The sequence below is a fragment of the Microbacterium sp. C5A9 genome, from assembly GCF_022627955.1.
Lineage (GTDB): Bacteria > Actinomycetota > Actinomycetes > Actinomycetales > Microbacteriaceae > Microbacterium.
This window is the reverse complement of the sequence record NZ_JABXGD010000001.1, coordinates 16445-41044: the sequence shown is the minus strand read 5'-3', so window position 1 is coordinate 41044 and position 24600 is coordinate 16445. Positions and strand designations below refer to the sequence as shown.

Below are 24600 nucleotides of genomic sequence, written 5' to 3'. Positions count from 1 at the left end.
CACTGGCGCGATGAGCACCCCGGCTCGCCCTGAGCGCGCATCGGGTCGGCCGGACCGTCGCCGATCGGACCGCCCGTCCGGCCGCGTGTCTGCTCGCCTGTCCCCCCGCACCGTGGCGCTGTACGCCGCCGGCTCGCTCGGCTCGGGAGGCTACGCGACCCTGCCCGGTCTGGTACTCACGTACTTCCTCACCGACAACCTCGGCGTCTCGGCGCTCGTGGCCGGTGCGATCGTCACCGTCGCGAAGATCTGGGACGTCGTGATCGACCCGGTGATCGGCGCGGCATCCGACCGGCAGTTCGCCCGCACCGGATCGCGCCGCGGCTTCATGGTCGCGGGGGCCCTCTCGCTGCCGTTCTTCTTCGCCGCGACGTTCGCCGTGCCGCCGTCCTGGGGGCCGGCGGCGGGAGCGATCTGCGTGCTGCTCGCCTTTCTCGCGACGGCCACGGCGTTCAGCCTCTTCCAGGTCCCGTACATCGCGCTTCCGGCCGAGCTCACCTCCGGCTACGACGAGCGGACGCGACTGCTCGGGTGGCGCGTCGTGGTGCTCACGGCCGCGATCCTGCTGTTCGGGGCGGGCGGTCCCGAACTGCGCAGCGCCGCATCGGACCCCGTCCTGGGCTATCTGCTGATGGGTGGCGTGGCCGGTGTCGCGATCGGCCTGGGCATGTGGGTGGCCTCTCGAACGGCGGATGTCGCCGCCGCGCCGCCCCCGCCCGAGGACCACGCGACCATCCCGACCGGTCTGCGCACGCAGTACGCGGCGGCCCTGCGGGTGCTTCGACGGAGCCAGCCCTTCCGCGCCCTGCTGGGCACCTACCTGTTGCAGGCCCTGGCGACGGGCACGATGCTGGCAGCCGCACAGTACGTGGCGACCTGGGTGCTGGGCTCCGAGGATGCCGTGACGCTCGTCTTCCTCGCACTCGTCGGCCCCGCGCTCGTCGCGACGCCTGCATGGGCGGCCCTGGCACGACGGATCGGCAAGGAACGTGCGTTCGGCATCGCCAGCACCCTGTTCCTGACGGCCGCAGCGTCTCTGACTCTGGCCGTGTGGTCGCCGGGAGACTGGATCTACGTCTCGGTCGCTGTCGCCGGCGTCGCGTATGCCGGCCTGCAGGCGCTCCCGATGGCGATGCTCCCCGATGTGATCGCACACGACGAGCGGGTGGCCGGGGGTGAACGCGGCAGGGCCGGGACGTTCACCGGAGTGTGGACGGCCGGCGAGACGGTGGGGTTCGCTCTCGGCGCGTCCGCCGTGGCCGCGACCCTCGCCTCGACCGGATACGTCTCGACCGTGGCAGGAGTCACGACCGCGCAGCCGGATGCCGCCGTCGCCGGCATCGCGCTGAGCTTCAGCGTTCTGCCCGCCACGCTGATGGCCGCGAGCCTCGTCACGCTGCGGCGCTACCGCCTGCGTCGATCCGACATCGACGTCTCCCCTCCGGCATAAGCTGGGATCCCGTTCGAAGGAGCCGCCGATGACCTCTGCGACCACGCCGTCCACCCCGACGAAGGCCGCCGGCCGGAAGCCCGCGAGCGATCAGCCGGAACTCGGCGAAGGAGAACGAGCACGGCTCGATGCGGCGATCCGCGAGCTGCACATCGGCTCGCGAACCTGGGCTGCCCTGTCGCTCGCGCAGCGGGTCACGCTGCTGCACGGTGTGCGCACCAGCACCGCCGCCGTCGCGGAGGACTGGGCGACCACCGCGGCCTCCTCCAAGGGCATCGACTCCCGGCATCCGCTGCGCGGCGAGGAGTGGCTGAGCGGACCGTACAGCGTGCTCGGCGCGCTCGACGCGTACATCGAGACGCTCTCGCGCCTGTCGTCGGGGACCAACCCTCTCGACGGCATCCGCCTCGACCGCGCTCCCGGCGGACGCACGCGCGTGCACGCCTTCCCGCTCACGGGCATCGACCGCTTCCTGCTCTCGGGCTTCGCCGGCGAGGTCTGGCTCGAGCCCGGAGTCACCCCGAATGCCGCGCGTGCCGCCGCCGGGCTCGCTCAGCGGATCCCCGGCGAATCGGGAGGAGTCGGACTCGTGCTCGGCGCGGGCAATGTCACGTCGATCCCGGTGCTCGACGTGCTCTACGAGCTGCTGGCGCACAATCGCACCGCCCTGCTCAAGGTCAACCCGACCCAGGACTCCCTCGTCCCCGTGTACAAGCGCGCCTTCGCACCGCTCATCGCCCTCGGCCTTCTGCGCATCGTTCGCGGCGGCCCCGCCGTCGGCGCCTATCTGACCTCGCATCCCGACCTCGCCCACGTGCACATCACCGGATCGGCGACGACGTTCGACGCGATCGTCTGGGGCACGGGACCGGGCGCCGCACGGCGACGTCGCGAGAACCGCCCGCAGCTGAAGAAGCCGATCACCGCCGAGCTCGGCGGGGTCTCGCCCATCATCGTCGTGCCCGGCGAGTGGACCGACGCCGACCTCGCCTATCAGGCCGAGCACGTCGCGACGATGCGCCTGCAGAACAGCGGTCACAACTGCATCGCCGGACAGGTCGTCGTCATGTCGTCGGATTGGGCGCAGGCCGACGCGTTCCGAGCCGCGCTGCGACGAGCGTACGCGAACGCCCCCGAGCGGCCCACCTGGTACCCCGGGTCGTCCTCGCGCATGGATCTCGCGGCGCAGGACTACCCCGATGCGCTCGTGCTGGGCGACCGGATGCTCGTCGAGATCGAGTCGGACGACGACGCGACGGCGCTGCAGAACACCGAGTACTTCGCACCGGTGCTGGGCGTCGTGTCTCTGCCCGGCCACGGGCAGGAGTTCCTCGATGCCGCCGTGTCGTACGCGAACGACCGGCTGCAGGGCACGCTCGGCGCCAACCTGCTGATCGATCCAGCCACCGAGAGGTCACTCGGCACCGGCTTCGATCGGGCGATCGCCGCACTGCGCTACGGTTCGATCGCCATCAACGGCTGGACCGCCTTCGCCTTCATCACCCCCACGCTGACCTGGGGCGCCTTCCCGGGCAACACGATCGATCAGGTCGGCAGCGGCATCGGCGTCGTGCACAACGCCCTGCTGCTGGACCGCGTGGAACGCTCGGTGCTGCGCGCACCCTTCCGCCCGTTCCCGCGCTGGATCGGCGGGTCGCTCCGCCCGTCCGGACGGGGCAGCCGTCGCACGATCCTGCCGAAGCCGCCGTGGTTCGTCTCGGCCCGCACGGGCGCAGTCGTGAGCGAGGGCCTCACGCGCTTCCGTGCGAACGGCGGCGCACTCGGACTGATCAGAACGCTCACCGCGGCACTGCGTGCCTGACCGCGCAGGAGGTCGGCGGGAGGGTCGGCGCCGGGATGACGACCCAGGAGGGAGTCAGCCGGCGAAGCGGTCGGTCGCCTCTCGCAGCGCGACCTGGATTCCCGGCTCCGCGGCCGAGTGGCCGGCGTCGTCGATCACGACGAAGTCCGCCTCGGGCCATGCACGATGCAGATCCCACGCGGTCATCATCGGCGTGCACACGTCATGGCGCCCCTGGACGATCACCGCGGGGATGTGGCGGATGCGATCGACCTCGGCGATCAGCTGCCCCTCTGTCCACCATCCGCGGTGCACGAAGAAGTGGTTCTCGATGCGCGCGAACGCGGTGGCCGCGCGCGGATCGGACATCGCCTCGATCTGCGCGGCGTCCGGCCGGAGCGTCACGGTCGACGCCTCCCAGCGCGACCACGCGAGGGCGGCCGGTTCGTGCACGGCCGGATCCGGATCGAACAGGCGACGGTGGTACGCGTCGATCATGTGCGAGCGCTCGAGCACCGGGATCTGCGCGACGAACTCCTCCCAGAGATCGGGGAACAGCGCCGCCGCTCCCCCCTCGTAGAACCACTCGAGCTCTTCGCGACGAAGCGTGAAGATGCCGCGGAGCACGAGCTCGCTGACCGCCTCAGGGTGCGCCTGCGCGTAGGCGAGCGCGAGGGCGCTGCCCCAGGACCCGCCGAAGACCTGCCACGTCTCGATGCCGAGGTTGCGGCGCAGCAGTTCGATGTCCGCGATCAGGTGCGCCGTCGTGACGAAGCGCAGATCCGCCTCCGGATCGCTCGCGTGCGGGGTGCTGCGCCCGCATCCGCGCTGATCGAGGAGCACGATCCGGTAGCGCTCCGGGTCGAAGAAGCGACGCTGCCAGGCCGATGTGCCGCTCCCCGGCCCTCCGTGCAGGAACACCACCGGCTTGCCGTCGGGGTTGCCGCTGACCTCCCAGTAGACACGGTGCCCGTCGCCGACGAGCAGCTCCCCCGTCTCGTGCGGTTCGATCGGCGGGTACAGCGCGTCGAGGTTCATGACTCCAGCCTCACAGCTCTCCGGCCGAGGCGGTGAGAGGCTCGGCGCAGGTGTCGAGACCGTACTTGTAGCCGGTCGCGAACCACGCCTGGCGCTGTGCGCTCGTGCCGTGGGTGAAGCTCTCGGGGTTCACGAAGCCCGACTGCTCCTGGATGTGGTCGTCTCCCACCGTGTACGCCGCGTTGACGGCGTCCTGCAGCTGCGACTCGGTCGGCGTCTGCAGATAGGGGACGCCGTTCTTGTCGGTCTCCTGCGTCATCTGCCCGATCCAGGCCCCGGCGTAGCAGTCGGCCTGCAGCTCGATGCGCACGCCGTTGCTGTCCGGCCCCGTGCCGTTGTTCGGGTACCGCTCCATGTCGCCGGTGATGTACTGGATGTGATGGCCCCACTCGTGTCCGACGATGTAGAGCTGGGCGAGGTTGCCGGCCGACGCGCCGAACTGCTGCTGCATGAGCTCGAAGAACGTGGGGTCGATGTAGACCGTCTCGTCGGGCGGGCAGTAGAACGGGCCGACGGCGTTCGACGCGGTGCCGCATCCGGTGCCGGTCGCCCCGTCGACGATGATGAAGCCCGGGGCGCGGTACCCGTCGACGCGGTCCTCCCAGAAGCCGTCGAGTGCCAGCTGCGAGCTCGCCACGCGGCAGTCGACCCGCTCGTTGGCGTCTTCGCCGGTCAGGCAGTTCTCGATCACGCTGCCCTCGGCGGGTTCCGTGCCGCCGCCCGTTCCCCCGCCGCCGCCGAGCAGTCCCGTGAGATCGATGCCGAGCAGCGGACCGGCGATCAGCGCGATGATGCCGAGAAGGCCGACACCGCCTGCTCCGGCCACGACCGCACCACGGCCACGGCGACGGGCGGTGTTTCCGGAGACGTCGGCGTCGGGATTGAAGGTCATGCCATGAGGGTACTCTGCGGGCGGATTCCCGAGCACACGCCACCTCGCGGGCGCACGGCGAGACGCGGGGTACAGGCCGAATCCCATGCACACCGGCATCCTGCGGTCGTAGGCTCGTGTCATGACGACCACGATCACCATCACCGGCGCAGGCGGACAGATCGGGTACGCGCTGCTCTTCCGCATCGCCGCCGGGGATCTGCTCGGCCCGGACGAGAAGGTGCGGCTGCGACTGCTCGAGATCCCGCAGGGGCTCGGTGCCGCCGAGGGCGCGGCCCTCGAGCTGCAGGACGGCGCCTTCGGGCTGCTGGAGCACGTCGAGGTCACCGACGACCCCGCCGTCGGCTTCGACGGATGCGACCTGGCCCTTCTCGTCGGTGCGCGTCCGCGCGGACCGGGGATGGAGCGGGGCGACCTGCTGGCCGCGAACGCCGGCATCTTCGGACCGCAGGGCGCCGCGATCGCCGCGAACGCCTCGCCGGACGTCCGGGTGACCGTGGTCGGGAACCCGGCGAACACCAACGCGCTCATCGCCTCGGCCTCGGCCGACGGCGTTCCCGCCGAGCGCTTCACCGCGCTGACGCGGCTGGATGAGAACCGCGCCAGGGCCCAGCTCGCGCAGACTCTCGCCGCTCCCGTCGACACGATCCGACGGGTGCCGATCTGGGGCAACCATTCGGCGACCCAGTTCCCCGACGTGTCGCACGCGACCGTCGCCGGACGCCCCGTGACCGAGGCGCTCGATGCGATCGTGGGTGACGTGCCCTCCTGGCTCACCGACACCTACATCCCCCGGGTCGCGAAGCGCGGGGCCGAGATCATCGCGGTGCGCGGTTCGTCATCCGTGGCATCCGCCGCGAACGCCACCCTCGATCACGTGCGCGACTGGGTGCACGGCACCGACGACTGGACGTCGGCCGGAGTCATGTCGCACGGCGAGTACGGCGTGCCCGCCGGACTGATCTCGTCGTTCCCCGTGCTCTCCGTCGACGGCGAGTGGCAGATCGTCGAGGGTCTCGAGGTCAGCGACTGGGCACGTGCGCGCATCGACGCGTCGGTCGCCGAGCTGATCGAGGAGCGCGACGCCGTCAGATCCCTCGGGCTGCTGTGAACGTTCCCCGTCGAGCCCTCTGACAGGGCAGAATGGATGGCGGAGGTGCGCGATGAGCGAGACGATCGATCCGCTGAAGACCACGGCATCCGTCGATGAGGCGCTGACCAGCCCGCTGCATCTGCCGCACGCCGCAGCGGAATGCCCGAAGTGCTTCACGGAGCTGCAGCAGAACCGTGATTTCTGGCTCGCCCGCCCCGACGGCTCCCGCCTCGTGGGACTCGTCGTGTCGCGCGAGGGCATGCCCTCCGTCGTCGAGCAGCGTGACGACCTGACGCGCTTCGGAGTCCCCATCGAGGGCTTCCGCCACCCGGCACCCGACATCCTCGAGAGCTGGAGCGACCGGCTGTCGCGCCTCATCGCGACCCTGAACAAGGGCGACGTGCTCGTCGTGGCGAACATCAACGCCCTGGGCCGCGACGCCGATGAGGGTGTGCGCACCGCGGCCGAACTCCGCCGCCACGGCATCATCGTGAAGGTGCTGAGCCACAACGCGCGTCACCTCGCCGACGCCGTTCGCTAGCAGACACGCAGAAGGGCCCGCCGACGACATCGGCGGGCCCGTCGGCGTTCATCGTGCGTGCATCACTGGTACTTCGGCGGCACCCAGAGCAGCTGCGCCGAGACGAGTCCGCGATCGCGGCTGACGATCTGCGCTCGACCGGGGATCGCCGGGATCGCCTTGACCTTGCCGATGAGCTGGCCCTCCTCCGGGCTTCCGGAGAGCAGGATGCCGGTCGCGCCGAGATCGGTCATCCGCTGGATGATCGGATCGTAGGCAGCGCGGCTCGCCCCACCCGTGCGCCTCGTGAGGACGACGTGCAGCCCGAGGTCGGCCGCCTGCGCCAGCAGCGGGGCGAGCACCGCGATGGGGTTGCCCTGCGAGGTCGACACCAGGTCGTAATCGTCGATGAGCACGAAGCCCTCGGCGCCCGTCCACCACGATCGCGTGCGCAGCTGGTCGGGGGTGACGTCGGCCCCGGGGATGCGGCTCTGGAAGAACTGGGCGAGCTCGCTCATGCCTCCCTCGGTCATCTCGTGCGAGGTCAGGTACGCGCCCAGGTACTCCTGGGGGATCTCGCCGAGCAGCGCGCGCCGGTAGTCGACCACGAAGATCTTCGCCTCGTTGGGAGCGTAGAGACGGGTGATCTCGTGCACGACTCCGCGCAGCATCGAGGACTTGCCCGAGTCGGCGTCGCCGTAGAGGTAGAGCAGCGGCTCGGCGATCGGATCGATCGAGAACGGCGCCAGGTTCGCCTCGTCGATGCCGAGCAGGATCTCTCTCGGCTCCGTCCCGTCGGGCGATGCGGCGGCCGCGACGGCGCGCAGGTCGGCATGCCCGATCTGCGACGGGAGCAGGCGGAGCTTGGGACCGGCGGGACCGTGCCAGGCCGCGGCGACCTTGCGCGCCACGTCGTCGATGCCGTCCGAGAGGGAGGACGCATCGTCGACGCCGTCGATGCGCGGCAGTGCGGTCAGCATCTGCAGCCCGTTGCCGTTGAGGCCACGTCCGGGGAGCGAGGTGACGTTCTCAGCCGCCTTGCGATTGACCTCGGAGTCGGAGGGGTCTCCGAGACGCAACTCGATGCGCGTGCCGATGAGATCTTTGAGATTCGCGCGAACCTCCATCCACCGCGCCGCCGTGATCACGACGTGCACGCCGTAGGTGAGACCGCGCGCGGCGATCGCCTGGATCTGCGGCTCGAGCATGTCGAACTCGGCGCGCAGGGTGCCCCAGCCGTCGACGAGGAGGAAGATGTCGCCGTAGCCGTCATCGGCCATGCCCTGGGCACGTCGCTGCCGATACGTGTCGATCGAATCGATGCCGTTCTGGCGGAAGTACACCTCGCGGGCGTTGAGCAGGCTCGTGACCTCGGCCACGGTACGCCGCACGATATCGGGCTCCGAGCGCGTCGCGACACCGCTGACGTGGGTGAATCGGTGCAGACCCGCGAAGCTGCCGCCACCGAAGTCGATGACGAAGAACTGGACTTCCTGCGGGGTGTGCGTGAGCGCCAGCGCGACCAGCGCCGTGCGGGCGAGGGTGCTCTTTCCGCTGAGCGGGGCGCCGACGATGGCCATATGCCCCGCGGCACCGCCCAGCGAGACCGCGAGGGTCTCGCGACGCTGCTCGAGCGGCACGTCGACGATCCCGAGCGGGACCGTGAGTGCCCCGGCGCCCCGCCAGCGCGGCGAGATCAGGCCGAGTGCGGGGTCCTCGACGAGATCGCCGAACAGCTGATCGAGAGTCGCCGGGGTCTCGAGCGGCGGCAGCCAGACCTGGTGCGCGGAGGGCCCGCGACCGCTCATCATCTCGACCGCGATCTCGAACGTGTTGCGCTTCTCTTCGGGCTCGGCATCGACGACGACCTCGGGTTCGTCGACCGGCGTCTCGGCACGCCACACCGGGGCGGCGGTGAAGAGCTCGACCGCTGCGGACCCCGTGGTCTGCGTCGACCCGGACGACGCCCGCCGCCGGCGGCGGGGCGGGGGTCCGGACACGTATGCGGCACGGAACTGGGTCATGGTCTCGGTGTCGGACTTCAGGATGCCGGCACCCGGCTGCGTGGGCAGGTGATAGGCGTCGGGCACGCCGAGCACGGTGCGCGATTCGGCGGCCGAGAAGGTGCGCAGACCGATGCGGTACGACAGGTGGGTGTCGAGGCCGCGCAGCTTGCCCTCCTCGAGCCGCTGAGACGAGAGCAGCAGGTGGACCTGCAGCGATCGTCCGAGACGGCCGATGTTGACGAAAGTGTCGACGAACTCGGGCTTCGCCGAGAGCAGCTCGGAGAACTCGTCGGCCACGATCAGCAGCGCGGGCAGAGGAGCGAGATCCGTGCGCCCCCCGCGTCGGGCCTTCTCGTAGTCCGCGACGTTGGCGAACGGCCCCGTCGCACGCAGGAGCTCCTGACGTCGGACCATCTCACCCTGGAGCGCATCCTGCATGCGGTCGACGAGCGAGATCTCCTCGCCGAGGTTGGTGATGATCGCCGACACGTGCGGCATGTCCGCCATGCCCGCGAAGGTGGCGCCACCCTTGAAGTCGACGAGCACGAAGTTGAGCTGCTCGGGCGAGTGCGTCATCGCGAGCGCGAGCACGAGCGTGCGGAGCACCTCGGACTTTCCCGAACCGGTCGCTCCGATGATGAGACCGTGCGGTCCCATACCCTGCTGCGCGGATTCCTTGATGTCGAGGATCAGCGGACTGCCGTCTTCGGTCTGACCGATGGGCACCCGCAGACGGTCGCGCTCCAGGCGCGGCGACCAGGCCGCATCGAGGTCGATGTCGCGCACGTCGGGCAGGCCCAGAAGCTCGACGAGCTCGGCCTGATCCGTCGAGCTCTTCTTCTTCGCGATCGCCGTGCCGCCGGAGTAGAGGGGCATGAGCCGGCGCGCTGTCGCCTCGGCCTCGACGATGCTGATGCCGTCGGCCTCGAAGGGGCGCGTCGACACCTGCAGGCTGACGAGCTCGGCGCGCGAACCCTTCGACGCCGGGTCGAAGGCGATGCGGAGCGCGTGCGGGTCTTCGAGGTCGGCCCACCGCGACGGCAGATCGATGACCGTGACACCCTGCACGCCGTCTCCGCTCACGAGCACGTCGGTGAACGAGGTGCTCGCGCCGTCGGTCAGGATCACGATGTGCGGGACCGTGGGCGACGAGCCGTCTCGCGCATACCGAGGGCGCTCGCGGACCTCGGCCGGCAGCATGTCCTCGAGCTCCGACAGCTGCGATCCGATCATGCGCGCCGCGCCCAGTCCGTCGCGGACCGTGCGCGAATGCGTGTGCGGAAGCCACTTGGCCCACTCCCACTGCGGCAGCACGGCGGCATCCGCGGCGACGACGATCTGCACCGTGTCGGGGTCGTGCATCGTCGCGGCGTGCAGCAGCATCGCACGGGCGAGGGCCCGCGACTCGCTCTCGTCACCCGTGATCTCGATCCGCGCGTAGTCGCGCAGCGTGATGCCGACGGGGAGGTTCTTCTGCATCTCGTGCGTCAGCATGAACCGGTGCGCCGCCGATGCGGCCACGGGATCGAGCTGCGCGAGCGGAGGGAGCTCGGGCGCTTCGAGGGTGATGCACAGCGGCTGATCGCTCGTGCCGACCCGCACGGAGAGGAAGTCGGGGTCATTGACGCTGCGCTCCCAGACCCGGGTGCGCTCCTCGGCGATGTACGGAAGCGCAGACGGGGCCGGCAGGTGCCAGTTGGCGGCGCGGCGCTGCTGACGCGCCGCCACGCGCACGGTCTGCCGCAGCTCGGTGAGATAGGCGAGGTACTCGCGGCGCGAACTGAGGGTGGCCGCCTGACGCTGCGAGCGCTGGCGCCACCCGTTGACCGCGACGAAGCCGAGGGACGACAGCAGGAACATGCCTCCGGTGAGGAGACCGGTCACCGACTGGTTCGACATCGTCACCATGACGATCGCGCCGACGCTGCCGAGCATCGGGAGCAGTGACCCCAGAACGCCCATGCCGCCGTCGTTCGGCTGCAGTTCGGGAGGAGCCTGGACGGGCACCTTTCCCGAGGGGACGCGGGGCGGTGCGAGACGGGGTCCTGTCATGCTCTCTCTCCGGCACTGCTGTCGGTGCCCAGCAGGAGGCTGATGGTGAAGCTGCGGTTTCCGATGCGCACGCGATCGGCGTCGTCGAGGAGCATCCGCTCACCCGCGACGAGCTCGGTCGTCTGCCCGTCATCGGAGCGCACGTCCGATCCGTTGGTCGATCCGAAATCGGTGACCCAGGTGCGGCCTCGGGAGTGCTCGATGCGCAGGTGCGTCTTCGACACCGAGGAGTCGGGGTCGGTCACGATCACGAGGCGGTCGTCATGCGCGCTCGCGACAGGACCGCGACCGAGGTTGGCCGCGAGCGGAAGCGGCAGCTGCACCCGCTGCCCCGTGTCGAAGATGAGCAGCAGCGCGCCGGTGTCGGACGCCGCAGGAGCATCGGCGACCGGCTGCTGACCGGTCTGCGGCGCCACGCTGAACAGGGGCTTCTCCTCGCCGGACGTCGCGGAGATCTGCGGCTCCGCCCGGTGGGATGCGGCCCGTGCGTCCGTCGGCTCGGAATCCTCGTCGATCTGCACGGGATGCGCACCGAGAGCGACGACCTGCGGGGGCGCGAGGGATTCGGCCACGGCGGGAGGAAGCGACGGCGACGCCACGTCGGCGGGGTCGCTCGCGGCTGCGCGCGGCGGCACCGACACCACGACCGTGCCCGCGATGCGGTCGGCCCAGGTGCGGCGTCGACCGTCGCGGTCCCAGGCGCTCGAGGCGACCACGACCCAGCTGCCCACCGCGACGAGGAAACCGGCGCCGGTGATCGCACCGCGCACGAACTGCCGACCGACACCCGGAGAGTACGGACGATCACCCCGAGCGCTGCGCAGGCGCAGCACCAGGTTGCCGAGAGTGAGTCCCGTCCGCGCTTCGAGCACCCAGAAGAAGATCGCGAGCTCTGCGACGGTCAACCCGGCGAGGAGCACGCTGCGCGTCGTGATCAGCACCACGGCCGCAGCGAGGATCACGACCGCGGCGTCGAGCGTGAACGCGGCGATGCGCAGCCCGGTGGATGCCGGGACGCCGACGAAAGCCGGGCCGAGTCCCTCGGCAGGACGACGCTCGCGCACACGCGAGGTCACCAGCGGTGTGGGGGCGGCGGCCGCCGGCGTCTGCTGGAGCGGAGCACCGTCGACACCGGGAGGAGCCGCGATCAGCGCGGGGGGCAGAGCAGGAACCGCACCGGGCTGCATCGGAGGGATCGGGCCACTTCCCGGCCGGGGCTGTGGTTCACCGTTCCCGCTCATCACGCCATCATTCCACGGAGGAGAGACAACGAATCCGCGAAGAGCAGCGCGGCGGGAAGCGACAGGGCCACGGCCAGCCACTCGAACGCGTCGCCGAAGCGCGACCAGATCAGGGAACTCGAGCCGCGCGAGATCGGGACGACCACGGCGACCGAGACGAGGGCGATCGCGAAGAGGGCCGTGGCGCCGAGCACCTGGAAGCCCGCGCCGAGCGCGAGGGCGGTCTGGAGCGCGGCGACGACGAAGACCGCGCCCGCGGCGGCACGAGGAAGCCAGCGGAGCACGCGTGAGGTGGTGTGGCGCGGGGTGAGGAGCAGGGCGAGGATGACGCAGACCAGCAACGCGATGCCGCCGGACACCACGATCGGGTCGGCGGACCAGGGCCGCAGGAAGGCGACCGGCGCCATCATCGCCGCCACGACGCTGAGCACGGCGGTGCCCGCCACGAGCCGCGCCGACGAGTCGTCGACGACCGCGGTGATGCGCTCGGTCCGCAGGATGCCGACCGAGTCGGGAATCGCCCCGCGCACGGTCCAGCGACTCGTCATGAAGTGCTTGTAGTCGATGAAATAGCCCTCGGGAAGGTTGACCAGGCTGCTGGGGAGCGCGCGGAGGCCGAGCGGGACGAGGCCGAGTGAGATGGCCGCGGCATCGGCGGGGCCCCAGCGCAGCAGGAGAGCGAGCCCCCACACGGCCGAGAGGCTGACGAGCAGCACGGTGGCCGTCCCCGCAGCGGCGCGCATCGGACGTGCTCGTGCGGAGACCGCCACGAGGGCGGTCGTGATGCCCGCGGCGAGGAACCCCGCGGCGGTCGAGAGGTGAGCGCTCGACTCGAGGTCCGCCGGGATCAGCAGCGCACCGGCCGCGAACGACGTCAGCACCGGCGCCAGCACCCCGAGGATGCCGCGCACGCCGGCCATCGAGTCGCGTCGCGCCCAGGCGATCGCGCCACCGAGGGTTCCGACGACGAGGACCAGCGCGACCAGAAGACGAAGAAGCGGGTCGCCGGCCCCCTGGGTGAACACGGCGACGAGGAGAAGCCCGCTCACGGCGAGCATCCACCATCGTGCGCCGTGGTCGACCCGGGTGGGGGCATGGGCCGCGTCGCGCACCGCTCGGGGAGCGAGTGCCGAGCGATCGATCAGTGCATACAGGCCGCCGTCGATGAGGTCCGCGCACTCCGTGTCACCGGGTACCTCGAATCCTCCGGGCCCGACGGTCACGAAGCTTTCCGCCGTCGACAGCCCGCTCAGAACCAGCGCATCGTCGAGGGTCTCGTCGAACGGAAGCGACAGGTCGATACGCCGGTCCTCGCTCTGGAGCACGATGCGGCGCCGCTCTACGATCTCGACAGACACACCTGCACCCTATCGACCGCGTGCGACCTCGGCCGCACGCCCCCTCTTCCGCTCACGCGGATCACTCTGCGTGATCGTCGCGGGAGCCTGCCTGTGCGCTCTTGGCGCGCGGTCCCCGCTCTTCCTCGTCCTCGAGCTTCGGGGCCACCGGACCGCCGAGTCCGGAGCGCTTGGCCTTCTCCTCCTCGTCAGCACCGCCGGCACCACCCATCATGCCCATCCCCGGGCGCATGCCGGATCCGGCTGCACCCGACGAACCCGCCGCACCACCGGCACTGCCCGCGCCGCCGACACCGCCGACACCGCCGATGCCTCCGGGCCGGGCAGAGCCGCCCGCACCGCCTGCACCGCCGGCACCGCCGAGCGCGGAGTTGCCGAGCAGCCCGCCGCCCGCCTTGAGCCCGGCACCCGACGCGCCGCCGAGGCCGGAGCCTCCGAGCGCGCCCATGCTGCCGATGCCCGCGATCTTCGATCCCGCGGCGATCGCCGCAGCTCCGGCACCGCCGCCGACGACTCCGCCGATACCGCCGCCGATGCCCGTTCCGATTCCGCCGCCACCGCCGATGGTCCCGCCGGGGAAGGTGCCGCCGGGATTGAGCGGGTAGCCGCCGCCCGTTCCGCCGGGGCCGCCGGGCAGAACGCCGCCGCCCGGGAAGTCGACCGTGGGGTCGCTGCCGTCCGAACCGCCGGGACCGCCCGGGCCGCCCGGCCCATCGGGGTCGTACTCCCAGTTGCCCGGCCCGTCAGGCAACGTCGGGTAGGTCGGCGTCGTCGGGTAGGTCGGAAGGTCCGGGTTCATGGGCACCGGCGGGACGTACTCTCCGACGCCGCCCCCGCCACCGGGCGTGTAGCCGCCGCCACCGGGCGTGTAGCCGGACGGACCGCTCGGAATCCCCGGGGTGCCGATGCGGGGAGCGTTGATCTGAGGGCCGTCGAGGCCGCCGTCGTTGATCTTCTGATCGTCCGAATCGAGAACCTCGATCCCGTTGAGTTTGTTCGAGGCCGCTCTGATCCTGTCCGTCGGATCGACCAGCGACTTCTGGACGTTCTCCACCGCCTGCTTGGCCGCCTCCTCGCGCTGGTTGCCCATGAAGTCGCCGATCGCGTCCAGCGCGGTGTCGGCGGCGAGCGGTCCGAGCACCGGGTGGATCACGAAGGATGCCCCCTTCGCCGCGTTCGCCCAGAAGGGATCGATCGACGCCGACGGCAGCTCGGCGGATGCCGCGGTGCGTCGCGCGTCATTGCCCTCGCCGACGGCCGAGTCGATCGCCTCGACGAGGCCGCGGATGTCACTGAACTTCGTGCGGATCTCGTCCACGTCCGCGGTCGCCTTCTCCGCCGCGCTGCCCGTCCACGAGTCGGAGAGCCGCACCGTGGAGAGTGCGCGGTCGAGCGACGCCAGGGAGTTCAGCAGCGCCGAGGTCTTCGGGATGATCGAGTCCGACAGCGAGCGGATGCGATTCAGCTCCGCCTCGTAGCCTCCGCCACTCTGCTTACCGGCCATGGTTGCCCCCTTGTTCGGTGTTCTGTCGTCGTGAGGATCGTGTCAGCACGATCGCGAGGATGATGCCGCCGATGATCAACAGCACGAGAAGGATTCCGCCGCCGACGAGCCACGGCGTCATCGACGAGGATGCGGACGGCGAGTCCGTGGCATCGGGCTGAGACGACGGCGCAGCGGTCGGGTCGGTCTGGCCGAGTGCTGCCTTCGCCTCGTTCACCATGCTCAGCGACGGCGGGTCGTTGGGGTCGTCGGCGTTGAAGAGCGGGTTCTCATCGGGGTACTTCGTCGGATCGACGGCCAGCATTCCCGTGAGAGAGGCCGCACCGTACCCGGCAGCGTTGTCCCACTGGGGCTCGTGCTCGCCCTTCGTTCCCGTGTTGTGGATCAGGCTCTGGATCAGCTGCCCCGATGTCGCCTCGGGGTACTTCTGCTTCACGACCGCGAGGAAGCCGGCCACGATCGGTGTGGCGTACGACGTCCCGGAACCCAGCGACTGCGCGTCCCAGGAATCCGCGGACCCCGGGGTCAGCAGGCGGATGCCGGGGGCGGCGATCGCGACATCGTCGCTGAGGTTCGGCTTGCCGTTCACGCCGTTCTGGATCATGCCGTCTTCGCCGAATGCCTGGACGGCGACGACCCCGTTGAGGCCCGCGGGCCACAGGGCAATGCCATCATCGTTCGGCATCGCGGCGACGACCACGACGTCGTTCGCATACGCCTCCGCAAGCCCCTGAGAGACGTCGGTCAGGCTGCCCGTCGAGATCGAGATGATGTCCGCGCCGTCGGTCACGGCATCGGAGATCGCGCGATCGAGACCGAACCGACGGTCGTCGCCGAGATCGGTCCCGTCGGCCTGCAGGCAGGCCTCATCGCCTCCATCGTCGCCGACCACGCCGTCCAGCACCGCGCCGGCGTTGTAGTACAGGAGCTCGACTCCGGGCGCCACTCCCTCGATCGGAGCGCCGCCCGCGGGTGCCTCTCCGGTTCCGACGATCATCGAGGCGACCTTCGTCCCGTGCGATGCCGCCACGTAGTCGGTCGACACCGTGGGGATGGGCTCGCCGGAGGCGTCGTAGCAGTACGACGATTCGCGCAGCGTCAGGTCAGCGCCGCGGAGACCGGTCACGTCGGGGTTGATCTGGCTGTCGATGACCGCGACCTTCACACCGGTGCCGTCGAATCCGGCGTCGTGCGCTGCCTGGACGTTGCCTCGCTCGAACCACCACAGGCCGGACTCGGCGGTCGTGGTGGCTGCGGCGCTCGACGGCACGGCGACAGCGATCGCCAGAGCCGCAGCCCCGGCGATCGTGATCACTCGGCGGTGCGTGCGTCGCATCAGTAGTCGACGCCCTTGCCCGTGCCGTCGGATGTCTCGCCACCGGCCTCGACGCCGTTCGCGACCCCGCCGCTCGCCCCCGCCGACGCACCGGTCGACGCGGGAGAGGGCGCATTCCCCTGCTCCACGGCGGAGTCCAGGAGCGACACGATCAGCTTCGTCTCGTCGGCGAGCGCCTCGTCCTGCTCCGCGATCTGCAGGATCGCAGCCCGAATCGTGTCGTGCGTGTTCTGGAGCTTGGCCAGGACCTTCTCCGTGGCGATTCCCATCGACTGTGCCGCGCCGGCCACGGCCTGGTGGAACTCGCGCGTCGAGTTCGACACATCTCCTTCAGCGACGGCCACCTCGTCCGGGCTGGGGAACTCCTGCAGTTCACGCAGAAGCCGCTTCAGCTCGGCGAACACTCCATCGAAGTCGACTGCGATGCTCATCGACGCCCCTCCTCTTCACAACGGCAATGATCCCGAATCATCTGCGCTGCCCTCCGACCGACGGGCCGAACAGCACAGCAGACGGCGCGGACCCGGGCATCTCTGCACCGGGCCCGCGCCACGGGATCAGGCCCCGAACCGCCCGGCAGCCGACTTGTCGGTCTGCACGTACTGGCCCGAGATCTCCTCGGTCTTTCCAGCGATCTGCGTGAGCAGCTGCTGCATCTCGCTGAGCGAGCGGTTCCACTTCGCCTGAGCCTGGTCGTAGGCCTGCTGAGCGGAACCGTCCCAGGCTGCGCGGAGCTTGCCGACCTCGGACTCGAGACGGTCGAGCTCGGAGCGGATGCCCTGCGAACCACTGCGGATCTGAGCTGCCAGAGCGTTGACCTGCTCCGGGCGAACTGACATCGACTGCATCATGTTCTCCTTATAGTCCTGTGAATGCGAGCGCTCAGGCGCCCGACATCATCGAGCCGAGGCCCGAAATGGTCTGCTGGTGCGCCTCTTCGGTCGCGGCCTGGTCGCGCTCGGTGCCGGCGAGGGCATCCTCGAGCGTCACGAGGACCTCGTTGAGCTGACGAGCCTGCTCGTCCCAGCGGGACATCAGCGTGGTGAACGATGCGGCTGCCGCACCCGTCCAGAAGCCGCGCAGCTGCTCGATCTCGCTGCGGACCTTCTTGGTCTGCTGGTCGATCCCGGACTTGGTCTCCCGCACCGCCTGGGCTCCGCGGCGCAGAGCCCCCTCTTCTGCGGAGATGACATCAGCCATAACTCACTCCCTCCGGTCCTCACGGACACACGTGCGGGGAGCGCATCCCTGTGCTGGGACGACTTCGAAACAACCCCCCACGATTCGTTTCAGGAGCCAGGTTAGATCAGATCTCCCGGAATCGCCAGAACACGGGGGACATCCGCGGACGGTTTGTACGTTCGATGGAGAAAACGGAGTCCGGTTCCTCGCCCCGGGCAGGGGGATCCGCCGCGAGCTCCCGTCACGGGCACACGATCAGGGCGCTCAGCGTCCCGGTGTCCGACTCGGCGTCATCGGGAGAGAGCCTCCCACCGGTCTGGCCGGCCCAGAATCGCACGTCGCCCTCGATATTCCTCAGCCAGTACGAGCCGTCGCTCTCGGCGGCCACGTCCACATCGTCTGCGCGGAACTCCGTCGTGCCCTCCTCGTCGGAGACGGTCATCTGCACCCGCCCCGACGGATCGAGGGAGAACGTGCCGGGATGCGGATCGATGCCGGTCGCCGTCACGCGGGCGTCGCACGACACGGAGGTCGGCACGAATGCGGCCGTGCGCACCGCGCCTGCGGCGGTGAACGTCACGCTCACACCCACGGGCGGAGCCGACTCGGACGAGCCCTCGTCGGGGACCGGCACGGAGACGGGATCGTCGCACGAGATGGATCCGGACAGGACAGCCGGGTACTGCACGGCATCATCGGCGGAGACGTTCACGTCGTCACCGGTCTCCCACCCCTCGATGACGGAGACCTCTCCTTCCGACGACCCCACGGTGAGCACGGTGCCCGATGCGGACAGGTCGAGCTCGGTGCCCTCGAAGAGCACCAATCCCTCGTCGCTTCCGGCGCCGACCGACCCGCGGCGATCGCCGCCGAGTCCGATCGAGAAGCGCCCCTGCGGGTCGTTCGAGATCGCGAGCCCGTGCACGCTGCCCTCGTCGCAGGTGATCTGGTCGGGATCGAGCGTGACCGTCCGCTGCACGCCGTCGGCCTCATAGGCCACGGTGAGTCCTGTCGACGCTCCGGGCGCACATCCTGTGAGGGCGAGCACCACGGCGGCTGCGGCGAGCCCAGCTGCGGTCGCCCTCCGGCTCACCGGTGCCACGCGCCGGCTCGGCGACGGTCGAACGCATCGACCCGGTCGACCGTCTGCCCCGCGGCGCGACTCGCATCCCGGCCGATGAGCCGCAGTCGTTCGAGGGAGGCGTTCCAGTCGCGCACCGCGACGGACATCGCCTCACGCGCCTCGCCGTCCCAGCGGGATTCGAGCGCGGCGATCTCATCGCGAAGCGCCTCGAGGATGCGGGCGATCTCGTCGATCCCGCCGTCGATGCCCGTGAGCGATCCCTTGGCGGTCGACACCTTCACACCGATCATCGCTGCGCCTCCTCGTTCGACTCCCACAGCTTGCGCAGTGTATCCGGCATGGCTGAGGGCGGAGCGGGGAGCACACCGTCCGCGAGCAGCGCCGACAGCGGAGCGCGACCGTTCAGGATGCCGTCCAGCACCTCACGCAGCTGCGGGTCGTCGGTGCCGGCGCGCACCTCGCGCATCTGCCTCGCCAGCTGCACGAGAACCGGGGCGCTCGCGGCGATCGTCGAGAGCGCGAACGGCGCTCGCTCGGAACTCACGCGACCGGCGAACGCCGCATCGGGGTCGAGCGGCTCCGGGTTCCGGTCCGCGGCGGGATCGAGGGTCATGAGGTCTGCTCCATCGTCGGCACGGGCATCGTCGCGGCGAAGTTCGACAGGTCGCCGGACAGATTGCCCAGCGCTTCGAGTATCGAGTACAACGCCGAGATGTCCTGCAGGATGCCATTCACGTCGGCGAGCTTCTTGGCGGCCCACAGCAGCGAGACGCCGGCCGTGCCGTAGCCGATGAGCCCTCCTCCGCCGGTCCAGACCGTGCCGGTGCCGAAGGCCGCGCCCGCGGCCGCGACGAGAACGGCGTCGTAGAGTCCGTAGATCGCCCCGGCGATCTGCTCGGCGGACTGGATCACCCCGGTGCAGTAGTCGGAGAACACGGTTCCCGCGTCGGCCAGCGCACTCTGCGCATCGGAGAGAGCGTTGAGGAGGTCTTCGAGATAGGCCTGCGCGCTGTTGGACGCGTAGCCCTGCCATTGGATGCCCGCATAGGCGACGGCGCTGGCCAGGTGACCGTGCATGTCGTCCACGAGCGATGCGAGGCCGTTGATCGTGTCGGCGAACTGCTGGACATCGCCCCAGCGCCCGCCGTAGGTCTCGAGGACACGCTGCGGCAGGGTCTGAGCGCCCAGCCATCCCAAGACCGTGTCGATCCACTCGCTCGGGCTGAGGAGGTCGCCAGGGACGAGGTTGGTGCTCAGCTGGTTCAGCTCGTCGTAGCTGCCGAGGTCGCAGAAGAACGCGGCTCCCCCGGTGGGCGGTCCCCAGACCGGGAGCGAGTCGTCGGTGCGGTCGTAGCTGGGGGCGAGCTCCGGGTTCCCCGACGGCGACTGGGTGTTGTCGTTGTAGACGTCGGGGTCGGTCGCGTCGATGAGCGCGGCCTGCTCCTGGTCGATGCCCTCGCCCTCGTCGGCGACGGCGATGAGCTCGGTGGCCGTGCCGTCGAGCACCTGCTCGAGGTGATCGAACCAGTCGATCAGCGACGACCGGATCTCGATCGCGGCACCCGCGACCCGCGTGTAGGCGTCGAAGCTCCCGTCGTCGGTGATCGTGTGGTCCTCCAGCCAGGCGCGAGCGCTCGCCGCCTGATCCGCGTACTGCGTGAAGGCTCCCGCCTGCTCACGCAGCCCGGCCGGATTCAGCCAGAAATCGGTGTCGCTCATACCGCCCCTTCGTCGTGCTCCGAGCACGCGGAGGCGCGTCCCTGAACGGAACGACATCGAAACGGCCCCCACGATACGTTTCAGCGGCCAGGCTAGATCAGATCCGCACCGATCTCCACAGCGGCGCGGCCGTCCGCACCGAGATCGTGCATTCGATGGATGAATAGGCCGCCCCAGGACTACGCGTTGTCGGATGCCTCAACTAGGGTGAGAGGCGGAATGCGCAGCCACACGTCCTCCTTCGCGGCTGCACACCATGGAGGGGGCTTCGTTCCATGACTCAGAGCAGCGCCACGGCAGGCACCGTGCTGCGACTTTCCGTCGTCAGCGACGACCGGCGACTCGACGTGGGCGTGCCGTCGCAGGTACCGCTGATCGAGATCATCCCCGGCTTCGCCCGCAGCCTCGGCGTGCTCGACCCCACGCTCACGCACGGCGGCTACGCGCTGCAGCGCGCCGACGGCACACCGCTCGATCCGGCGCGCGGAGCCGCGGCGCAGGGCGTGCACGAGGGTGAGCTCCTCACTCTCGTCCGCGGCGGGCTGACCAGCGAGCCCCGCGTCTACGACGACGTCGTGGAGGCCGTGATCGATGCGACGGCCGAGCAGCACGGGTCGTGGACACCGGCCGACAGCTCGCGCACGGCGCTCTTCATCAGCATGACCTTCCTGGCACTGTGCGCGCTGCTGCTGGTGGCCACTCCGCCCACCTCGCTGATCCCCGCCATCATCGCGGGATCCGGCGCGGTGGTGCTGAGCGTCGCCGCGGCCGTGCTCATGCGGCTGCGTCAGCCCGAGGCCGGGCACGCCCTCGGCCTCGCCGCCGCCGCCTACGGTGGCCTCGCCGGGTATCTCGCGGTCCCCGTGCAGAGCATCTGGGGCTGGCCGCTCGCCGCCATGGGACTCGGTCTCGTGATCGTCGGGGGTATCGGCCTGGCCGTCACGCAGGACAAGCCCGAGATCCATCTCGTGCCCATCGCCCTCGGCGCCTCGATCGGCGTCACCGCCACCGCCGCGGCGCTCTTCGGCGACGCCCTCGCCCCCTACGCGATCATGCTGGCCACGACGGCGCTTCTCGCCAACGGCATCCCCTGGCTCGCGCTCAGCTCCACCCGCATCCGCGTGATCTCTCCGCAGAGCGACGCAGACATGTTCTCGGCCCCCGAGCCGATCGATGCCGAAGAGGTCAAGCGCCGCGCCGCTGCAGGCACGCGCACGCTCATCGCGCTGCGGGCCGCACTCGGCCTCGCGGCGCTCGTCGCGACACCGCTCGTGGCCGCGAGCGGAGCGTTCGGCGCGGTGCTGTGCGTGCTCGCCTTCGTGGGGATGATGTTCCAGTCGCGGCAGATCCACGCGCGCCTCGGCGTGCTGGTTCTCATGGCGATCGGCGCGATCGGACTCGCGGCGACCGGCATCACCGTCGCTCTCGCACTGCCCGACGTGCGCACCTGGATGCTGCTGGTGCTCGTCGTCGCCACGGTCATCCTCGTCGGGCTCACGCTTCTCACGCCGCGTGCGCGTCTGCGCCTCACCCGCCTCGGCGACACGGTCGAGGTCATCGCCCTCGCACTGCTGCTGCCGCTGGGCGTCATCACGGCGGGGCTCGTCTGACCGATGGCGACCAAGAAGGATCTGATCGAAGCCCAGGGCTTCAGCCGCCGCCGTCTGCTGTCCGCCTTCACCGGCGGCGCCCCCGGCGGCAAGGAGCTCGACCCGGCGAAGCCGCTGCGCGCCGTCGTGGCGGGTGTCGCGCTGACCGTGGGCGTGATCCTCGTCGGCGTGTTCTGGGGCATCATGCAGCCCGGCCTTCCCGGCGACTGGCAGAACAACCGGCTGATCGTGGCGACGGACACCGGCTCGCGGTACGTGTCGGTCGAGGGCACGCTGTATCCGGTGATCAACACCGCCAGCGCGCGCCTGCTGATCCCGGCGGGCGAGTTCAAGGTCGTGCGCACGGATCAGGCGGCCCTCGACGGCATCCCGGTCGGTCCCGCCATCGGCATCCTCGGCGCGCCCGACGACCTGCCCGCGCCCGACGCTCTGATCAACTCGTCGTGGACGGCGTGCATCGACGACGGCACCGGCGCCGCGGTCACCGTGTCCGACGACCCCGTCGCCGCGATCTCGGCCGGCACGGGTGCCGTCGTCACGCGCGGCGAAGACCTGTTCGTCATCGCCGACGGCCTGCGCTACGCGGTCGCCCCCGACGATGCGAACGCCGTGCTGCGCGCCGCGGGTCTCGGCGCGAGCGAGATCCTCGACGTCGACGGACGCTGGCTCAACCTGTTCGCATCCGGCGACGAGCTCGGCCCGATCCGCATCAACGGATTCGGCGCCTCGGTGCCCGGCACCGATCTGACCGCCGGCACGATCGTGCACACGCAGGGCAGACCGGCCGACGAGCGATACGTCGCGCTCGCCTCGGGCGAACTCGGGCTGCTCAGCCCCCTCGCCTACCAGCTCTACCTGCTCGGCAGCGGAGCGCAGGCCCGCGAGGTCGAGGTGTCCCCCGCCGAGGTGGGCGACATCCCGACCATCCCGAACGTCGGCGGCACCGACTGGCCCGCGCAGCCGCTCACCACCCTCGAGTCCGGCCAGACACCCTGCGCGGTTCTGGCCGACGACGCCCGCACCGTCCTCGGCGCGACCACCGCGGAGCTGCCCGAGGACCGCTCCCGCGTCGACGTCACCGTCGGTGGCGGCGCGCTGATGCAGGTGACCGGCGCATCGGAGGATGCGGTGGGAATGGCCGTCCTGATCGACGAGTCCGGAACCGCCTACGCGATTCCCGGTGCGACGCTCGACGAGAGTGCCGAAGACGCCGCGAGCGGTGCGATCGCCCAGCTCGGCTATTCGCTGTCGGATGTGGGCCGCGTGTCGGACGCGTGGCTCGAGTTCTTCGCGGCGGGCCCTGCGCTGAGCCCCGAAGCCGCGCGGGAGACCCCGGGCTCCGGATCGAACTGATGCGTCGCCGACTGACCGCCGTCGCCGCCCTCGCCCTGGGCGCCGCCGTCTTCGGAGCCGCCGCGCCCGCATCCGCGACGGTGCCCCTCTCGTCGGGCCCGAGCACCGTGCACACGAATGCCGTGCCGGCCGCGACCGCCGGAGAGGCCTGCACCCCGGGAACCGTCGTGTTCTCCGCCGAGGCGCCCTCGGCGCTCGCGCGGCTCGGCGCGGAGGACGCGAACCGTCTCGCCACGGGCAAGGGGGTCGTCGTCGCGATCGTCGACTCCGGAGTCGATGCGGGCAATCCGCACCTCGCGGGCACCGTGATCGGCGGGGTCGACCTCGTGGGCGACGGAGAGAGCAGCGACGGACTCACCGACACGACAGGGCACGGCACTGCCATCGCGGGCCAGATCGCCGCGCAGCCGGTCCCCGGATCGGGGGTCGTGGGTCTCGCTCCCGACGCGAAGCTGCTGTCGGTCCGCGTGTTCCGCAGCGACGGCAAGCAGGACGTCGACAAGGGATTCGGGCCCACCTCGCAGCGCCTCGCCGACGGCATCCACTGGGCGGCCGACAACGGCGCCGACATCATCAACGTGTCGATGTCACAGACGTCGGATTCCGCGGAGCTGCGCGCCGCCGTCGAGCATGCGGCAGCGGTCGGGGCGCTCGTCGTCGCGAGCGCGGGCAACCGGGAATCCGACGCGGACGCGGAGGATGCCGCGCGCTACCCCGCTGCCTACGAGCAGGCGCTCGGCGTCAGCGCCGCAGACCCGCGCGGACTCGCGACGGACTCGTCGATCCATGGCCCGCAGGTCGATGTGACAGCGCCGGGCAGCGACGTGCTGACAGCCTTCCCCGGCGGCGGTGACTGCGTGTTCGCCTCCGACGCCCCCGCCTCGAGCTTCGCCACGGGGTACGCGAGCGCGGCAGCGGCTCTCGTCGCCGAGGCCCACCCCGAGGATCCCCCCGCCGGCTGGGCGTACCGCCTCGCCGCCACAGCCCTGCGCGCCGACGCGGACAACCGAGATGACGTGAACGGGTGGGGCTTCATCCAGCCGGCGGCCGCGATCGAGCTGCTGCCCGATCAGACGACCCGCGGCCCCGCCAGCCCCTTCTTCGACACGGTGGACAGCGCTGCCCGTCCCCCGGCGGCGGCCGTGAGCCCCGACCACGGCGCATCGCCCTTCCTGCTCACCCGCGACGCCGCGCTGCTCACCGCGATCGGCGGCACCAGTCTGCTCGGCGTGCTCGGCATCCTGATCGTTCTCCGACGCCGCCGCGAGGACCCCGTGATCGATCCGGCGGAGATCGAGCGCGAAGGCGGCCTGCTGAACCGTCCGGACCCGAACGCCGAGGCCACCCGGGTCAGCTGACGA

21 protein-coding genes are annotated in these 24600 nt (G+C 70.6%); 7 read left to right on the top strand and 14 right to left on the bottom strand.

The window, feature by feature from the left end; translation table 11 throughout:
- Positions 1-10 precede the first annotated feature (10 nt).
- A complete protein-coding gene (locus tag HWD99_RS00155) occupies positions 11-1450 on the top strand; it encodes an MFS transporter (RefSeq protein ID WP_241794176.1) in 1440 nt (479 codons plus the stop codon).
- 28 nt (positions 1451-1478) lie between these two features.
- Positions 1479-3272, top strand: coding sequence for an aldehyde dehydrogenase family protein (locus HWD99_RS00150; protein ID WP_241794174.1), 1794 nt, complete (start codon positions 1479-1481; stop codon positions 3270-3272).
- Positions 3273-3326: 54 nt separating this feature from the next.
- Here the strand turns inward: HWD99_RS00150 and pip are convergent, their stop codons facing one another.
- Both pip and HWD99_RS00140 read right to left on the bottom strand, forming a co-directional pair.
- Entirely contained in the window at positions 3327-4289 is a 963-nt protein-coding gene (gene pip / locus HWD99_RS00145; RefSeq protein ID WP_241794172.1) for a prolyl aminopeptidase, read from the bottom strand.
- 10 nt (positions 4290-4299) lie between these two features.
- The gene (locus HWD99_RS00140) at positions 4300-5181 is read right to left on the bottom strand and encodes a neutral zinc metallopeptidase (RefSeq protein ID WP_241794170.1); all 882 of its coding nucleotides are present in this window, start codon (positions 5179-5181) and stop codon (positions 4300-4302) included.
- A 121-nt stretch (positions 5182-5302) separates the two neighbouring features.
- Between HWD99_RS00140 and HWD99_RS00135 the strand changes: the two genes are divergently transcribed.
- Both HWD99_RS00135 and HWD99_RS00130 read left to right on the top strand, forming a co-directional pair.
- Positions 5303-6292, top strand: a complete 990-nt coding sequence (locus HWD99_RS00135; protein ID WP_241794169.1) for a malate dehydrogenase — start codon at positions 5303-5305, stop codon at positions 6290-6292.
- 52 nt (positions 6293-6344) lie between these two features.
- Complete coding sequence (locus HWD99_RS00130) at positions 6345-6815, top strand: recombinase family protein (RefSeq protein ID WP_241794168.1); 471 nt, start codon at positions 6345-6347, stop codon at positions 6813-6815.
- A gap of 62 nt (positions 6816-6877) precedes the next feature.
- Here the strand turns inward: HWD99_RS00130 and eccCa are convergent, their stop codons facing one another.
- From eccCa to HWD99_RS00070, 12 genes are all read right to left on the bottom strand, one after another.
- Positions 6878-10852 (bottom strand): type VII secretion protein EccCa, encoded by a 3975-nt coding sequence (gene eccCa, locus HWD99_RS00125; RefSeq protein ID WP_241794167.1) that lies wholly within the window; start codon positions 10850-10852, stop codon positions 6878-6880.
- Entirely contained in the window at positions 10849-12093 is a 1245-nt protein-coding gene (locus HWD99_RS00120) for an RDD family protein (RefSeq protein ID WP_241794166.1), read from the bottom strand. The genes eccCa and HWD99_RS00120 overlap by 4 nt, the downstream gene beginning before the upstream one ends.
- The gene (locus tag HWD99_RS00115) at positions 12093-13451 is read right to left on the bottom strand and encodes a hypothetical protein (protein ID WP_241794165.1); all 1359 of its coding nucleotides are present in this window, start codon (positions 13449-13451) and stop codon (positions 12093-12095) included. Before HWD99_RS00115 ends, HWD99_RS00120 begins: the two co-directional genes overlap by 1 nt.
- Positions 13452-13512: 61 nt before the next feature.
- Positions 13513-14955 (bottom strand): hypothetical protein, encoded by a 1443-nt coding sequence (locus HWD99_RS00110; RefSeq protein ID WP_241794164.1) that lies wholly within the window; start codon positions 14953-14955, stop codon positions 13513-13515.
- A complete protein-coding gene (locus HWD99_RS00105) occupies positions 14945-16291 on the bottom strand; it encodes a S8/S53 family peptidase (RefSeq protein ID WP_241794162.1) in 1347 nt (448 codons plus the stop codon). Before HWD99_RS00105 ends, HWD99_RS00110 begins: the two co-directional genes overlap by 11 nt.
- Positions 16291-16722: a hypothetical protein gene (locus HWD99_RS00100; protein WP_241794161.1), complete on the bottom strand. Its 432-nt coding sequence runs from the start codon at positions 16720-16722 to the stop codon at positions 16291-16293. The genes HWD99_RS00105 and HWD99_RS00100 overlap by 1 nt, the downstream gene beginning before the upstream one ends.
- A gap of 126 nt (positions 16723-16848) precedes the next feature.
- Positions 16849-17130, bottom strand: coding sequence for a WXG100 family type VII secretion target (locus HWD99_RS00095; RefSeq protein WP_079113895.1), 282 nt, complete (start codon positions 17128-17130; stop codon positions 16849-16851).
- Positions 17131-17173: 43 nt separating this feature from the next.
- Complete coding sequence (locus HWD99_RS00090; protein WP_067115405.1) at positions 17174-17491, bottom strand: WXG100 family type VII secretion target; 318 nt, start codon at positions 17489-17491, stop codon at positions 17174-17176.
- Positions 17492-17714: 223 nt separating this feature from the next.
- Entirely contained in the window at positions 17715-18575 is an 861-nt protein-coding gene (locus HWD99_RS00085) for a hypothetical protein (protein ID WP_241794159.1), read from the bottom strand.
- The gene (locus HWD99_RS00080) at positions 18563-18847 is read right to left on the bottom strand and encodes a WXG100 family type VII secretion target (protein ID WP_241794157.1); all 285 of its coding nucleotides are present in this window, start codon (positions 18845-18847) and stop codon (positions 18563-18565) included. The genes HWD99_RS00085 and HWD99_RS00080 overlap by 13 nt, the downstream gene beginning before the upstream one ends.
- Positions 18844-19170 carry a hypothetical protein gene (locus HWD99_RS00075; RefSeq protein WP_241794156.1) on the bottom strand — a complete coding sequence of 109 codons (327 nt, stop codon included), beginning with the start codon at positions 19168-19170 and terminating at the stop codon, positions 18844-18846. The genes HWD99_RS00080 and HWD99_RS00075 overlap by 4 nt, the downstream gene beginning before the upstream one ends.
- On the bottom strand, positions 19167-20276 hold the full coding sequence (locus HWD99_RS00070) for a WXG100 family type VII secretion target (protein WP_241794155.1): 1110 nt from the start codon (positions 20274-20276) through the stop codon (positions 19167-19169). Before HWD99_RS00070 ends, HWD99_RS00075 begins: the two co-directional genes overlap by 4 nt.
- Positions 20277-20551: 275 nt before the next feature.
- Between HWD99_RS00070 and eccD the strand changes: the two genes are divergently transcribed.
- The 3 genes from eccD to HWD99_RS00055 are packed head-to-tail and all read left to right on the top strand — an operon-like array spanning position 20552 to position 24597.
- Positions 20552-21886 (top strand): type VII secretion integral membrane protein EccD, encoded by a 1335-nt coding sequence (eccD, locus tag HWD99_RS00065; protein ID WP_241794154.1) that lies wholly within the window; start codon positions 20552-20554, stop codon positions 21884-21886.
- A 3-nt stretch (positions 21887-21889) separates the two neighbouring features.
- Positions 21890-23239 (top strand): type VII secretion protein EccB, encoded by a 1350-nt coding sequence (eccB, locus tag HWD99_RS00060; RefSeq protein ID WP_241794153.1) that lies wholly within the window; start codon positions 21890-21892, stop codon positions 23237-23239.
- A complete protein-coding gene (locus tag HWD99_RS00055) occupies positions 23239-24597 on the top strand; it encodes a S8 family serine peptidase (RefSeq protein WP_241794152.1) in 1359 nt (452 codons plus the stop codon). The genes eccB and HWD99_RS00055 overlap by 1 nt, the downstream gene beginning before the upstream one ends.
- Positions 24598-24600: the final 3 nt, after the last annotated feature.

Coding starts and splice junctions, on each gene's coding strand:
- HWD99_RS00155 (WP_241794176.1), top strand. CDS start 11: ATGAGCACCCCGGCTCGCCCTGAGCGCGCATCGGGTCGGCCGGACCGT.
- HWD99_RS00150 (WP_241794174.1), top strand. CDS start 1,479: ATGACCTCTGCGACCACGCCGTCCACCCCGACGAAGGCCGCCGGCCGG.
- pip (WP_241794172.1), bottom strand. CDS start 4,289: ATGAACCTCGACGCGCTGTACCCGCCGATCGAACCGCACGAGACGGGG.
- HWD99_RS00140 (WP_241794170.1), bottom strand. CDS start 5,181: ATGACCTTCAATCCCGACGCCGACGTCTCCGGAAACACCGCCCGTCGC.
- HWD99_RS00135 (WP_241794169.1), top strand. CDS start 5,303: ATGACGACCACGATCACCATCACCGGCGCAGGCGGACAGATCGGGTAC.
- HWD99_RS00130 (WP_241794168.1), top strand. CDS start 6,345: ATGAGCGAGACGATCGATCCGCTGAAGACCACGGCATCCGTCGATGAG.
- eccCa (WP_241794167.1), bottom strand. CDS start 10,852: ATGACAGGACCCCGTCTCGCACCGCCCCGCGTCCCCTCGGGAAAGGTG.
- HWD99_RS00120 (WP_241794166.1), bottom strand. CDS start 12,093: ATGAGCGGGAACGGTGAACCACAGCCCCGGCCGGGAAGTGGCCCGATC.
- HWD99_RS00110 (WP_241794164.1), bottom strand. CDS start 14,955: ATGGCCGGTAAGCAGAGTGGCGGAGGCTACGAGGCGGAGCTGAATCGC.
- HWD99_RS00105 (WP_241794162.1), bottom strand. CDS start 16,291: ATGCGACGCACGCACCGCCGAGTGATCACGATCGCCGGGGCTGCGGCT.
- HWD99_RS00100 (WP_241794161.1), bottom strand. CDS start 16,722: ATGAGCATCGCAGTCGACTTCGATGGAGTGTTCGCCGAGCTGAAGCGG.
- HWD99_RS00095 (WP_079113895.1), bottom strand. CDS start 17,130: ATGTCAGTTCGCCCGGAGCAGGTCAACGCTCTGGCAGCTCAGATCCGC.
- HWD99_RS00090 (WP_067115405.1), bottom strand. CDS start 17,491: ATGGCTGATGTCATCTCCGCAGAAGAGGGGGCTCTGCGCCGCGGAGCC.
- HWD99_RS00080 (WP_241794157.1), bottom strand. CDS start 18,847: ATGATCGGTGTGAAGGTGTCGACCGCCAAGGGATCGCTCACGGGCATC.
- HWD99_RS00075 (WP_241794156.1), bottom strand. CDS start 19,170: ATGACCCTCGATCCCGCCGCGGACCGGAACCCGGAGCCGCTCGACCCC.
- HWD99_RS00070 (WP_241794155.1), bottom strand. CDS start 20,276: ATGAGCGACACCGATTTCTGGCTGAATCCGGCCGGGCTGCGTGAGCAG.
- eccD (WP_241794154.1), top strand. CDS start 20,552: ATGACTCAGAGCAGCGCCACGGCAGGCACCGTGCTGCGACTTTCCGTC.
- eccB (WP_241794153.1), top strand. CDS start 21,890: ATGGCGACCAAGAAGGATCTGATCGAAGCCCAGGGCTTCAGCCGCCGC.
- HWD99_RS00055 (WP_241794152.1), top strand. CDS start 23,239: ATGCGTCGCCGACTGACCGCCGTCGCCGCCCTCGCCCTGGGCGCCGCC.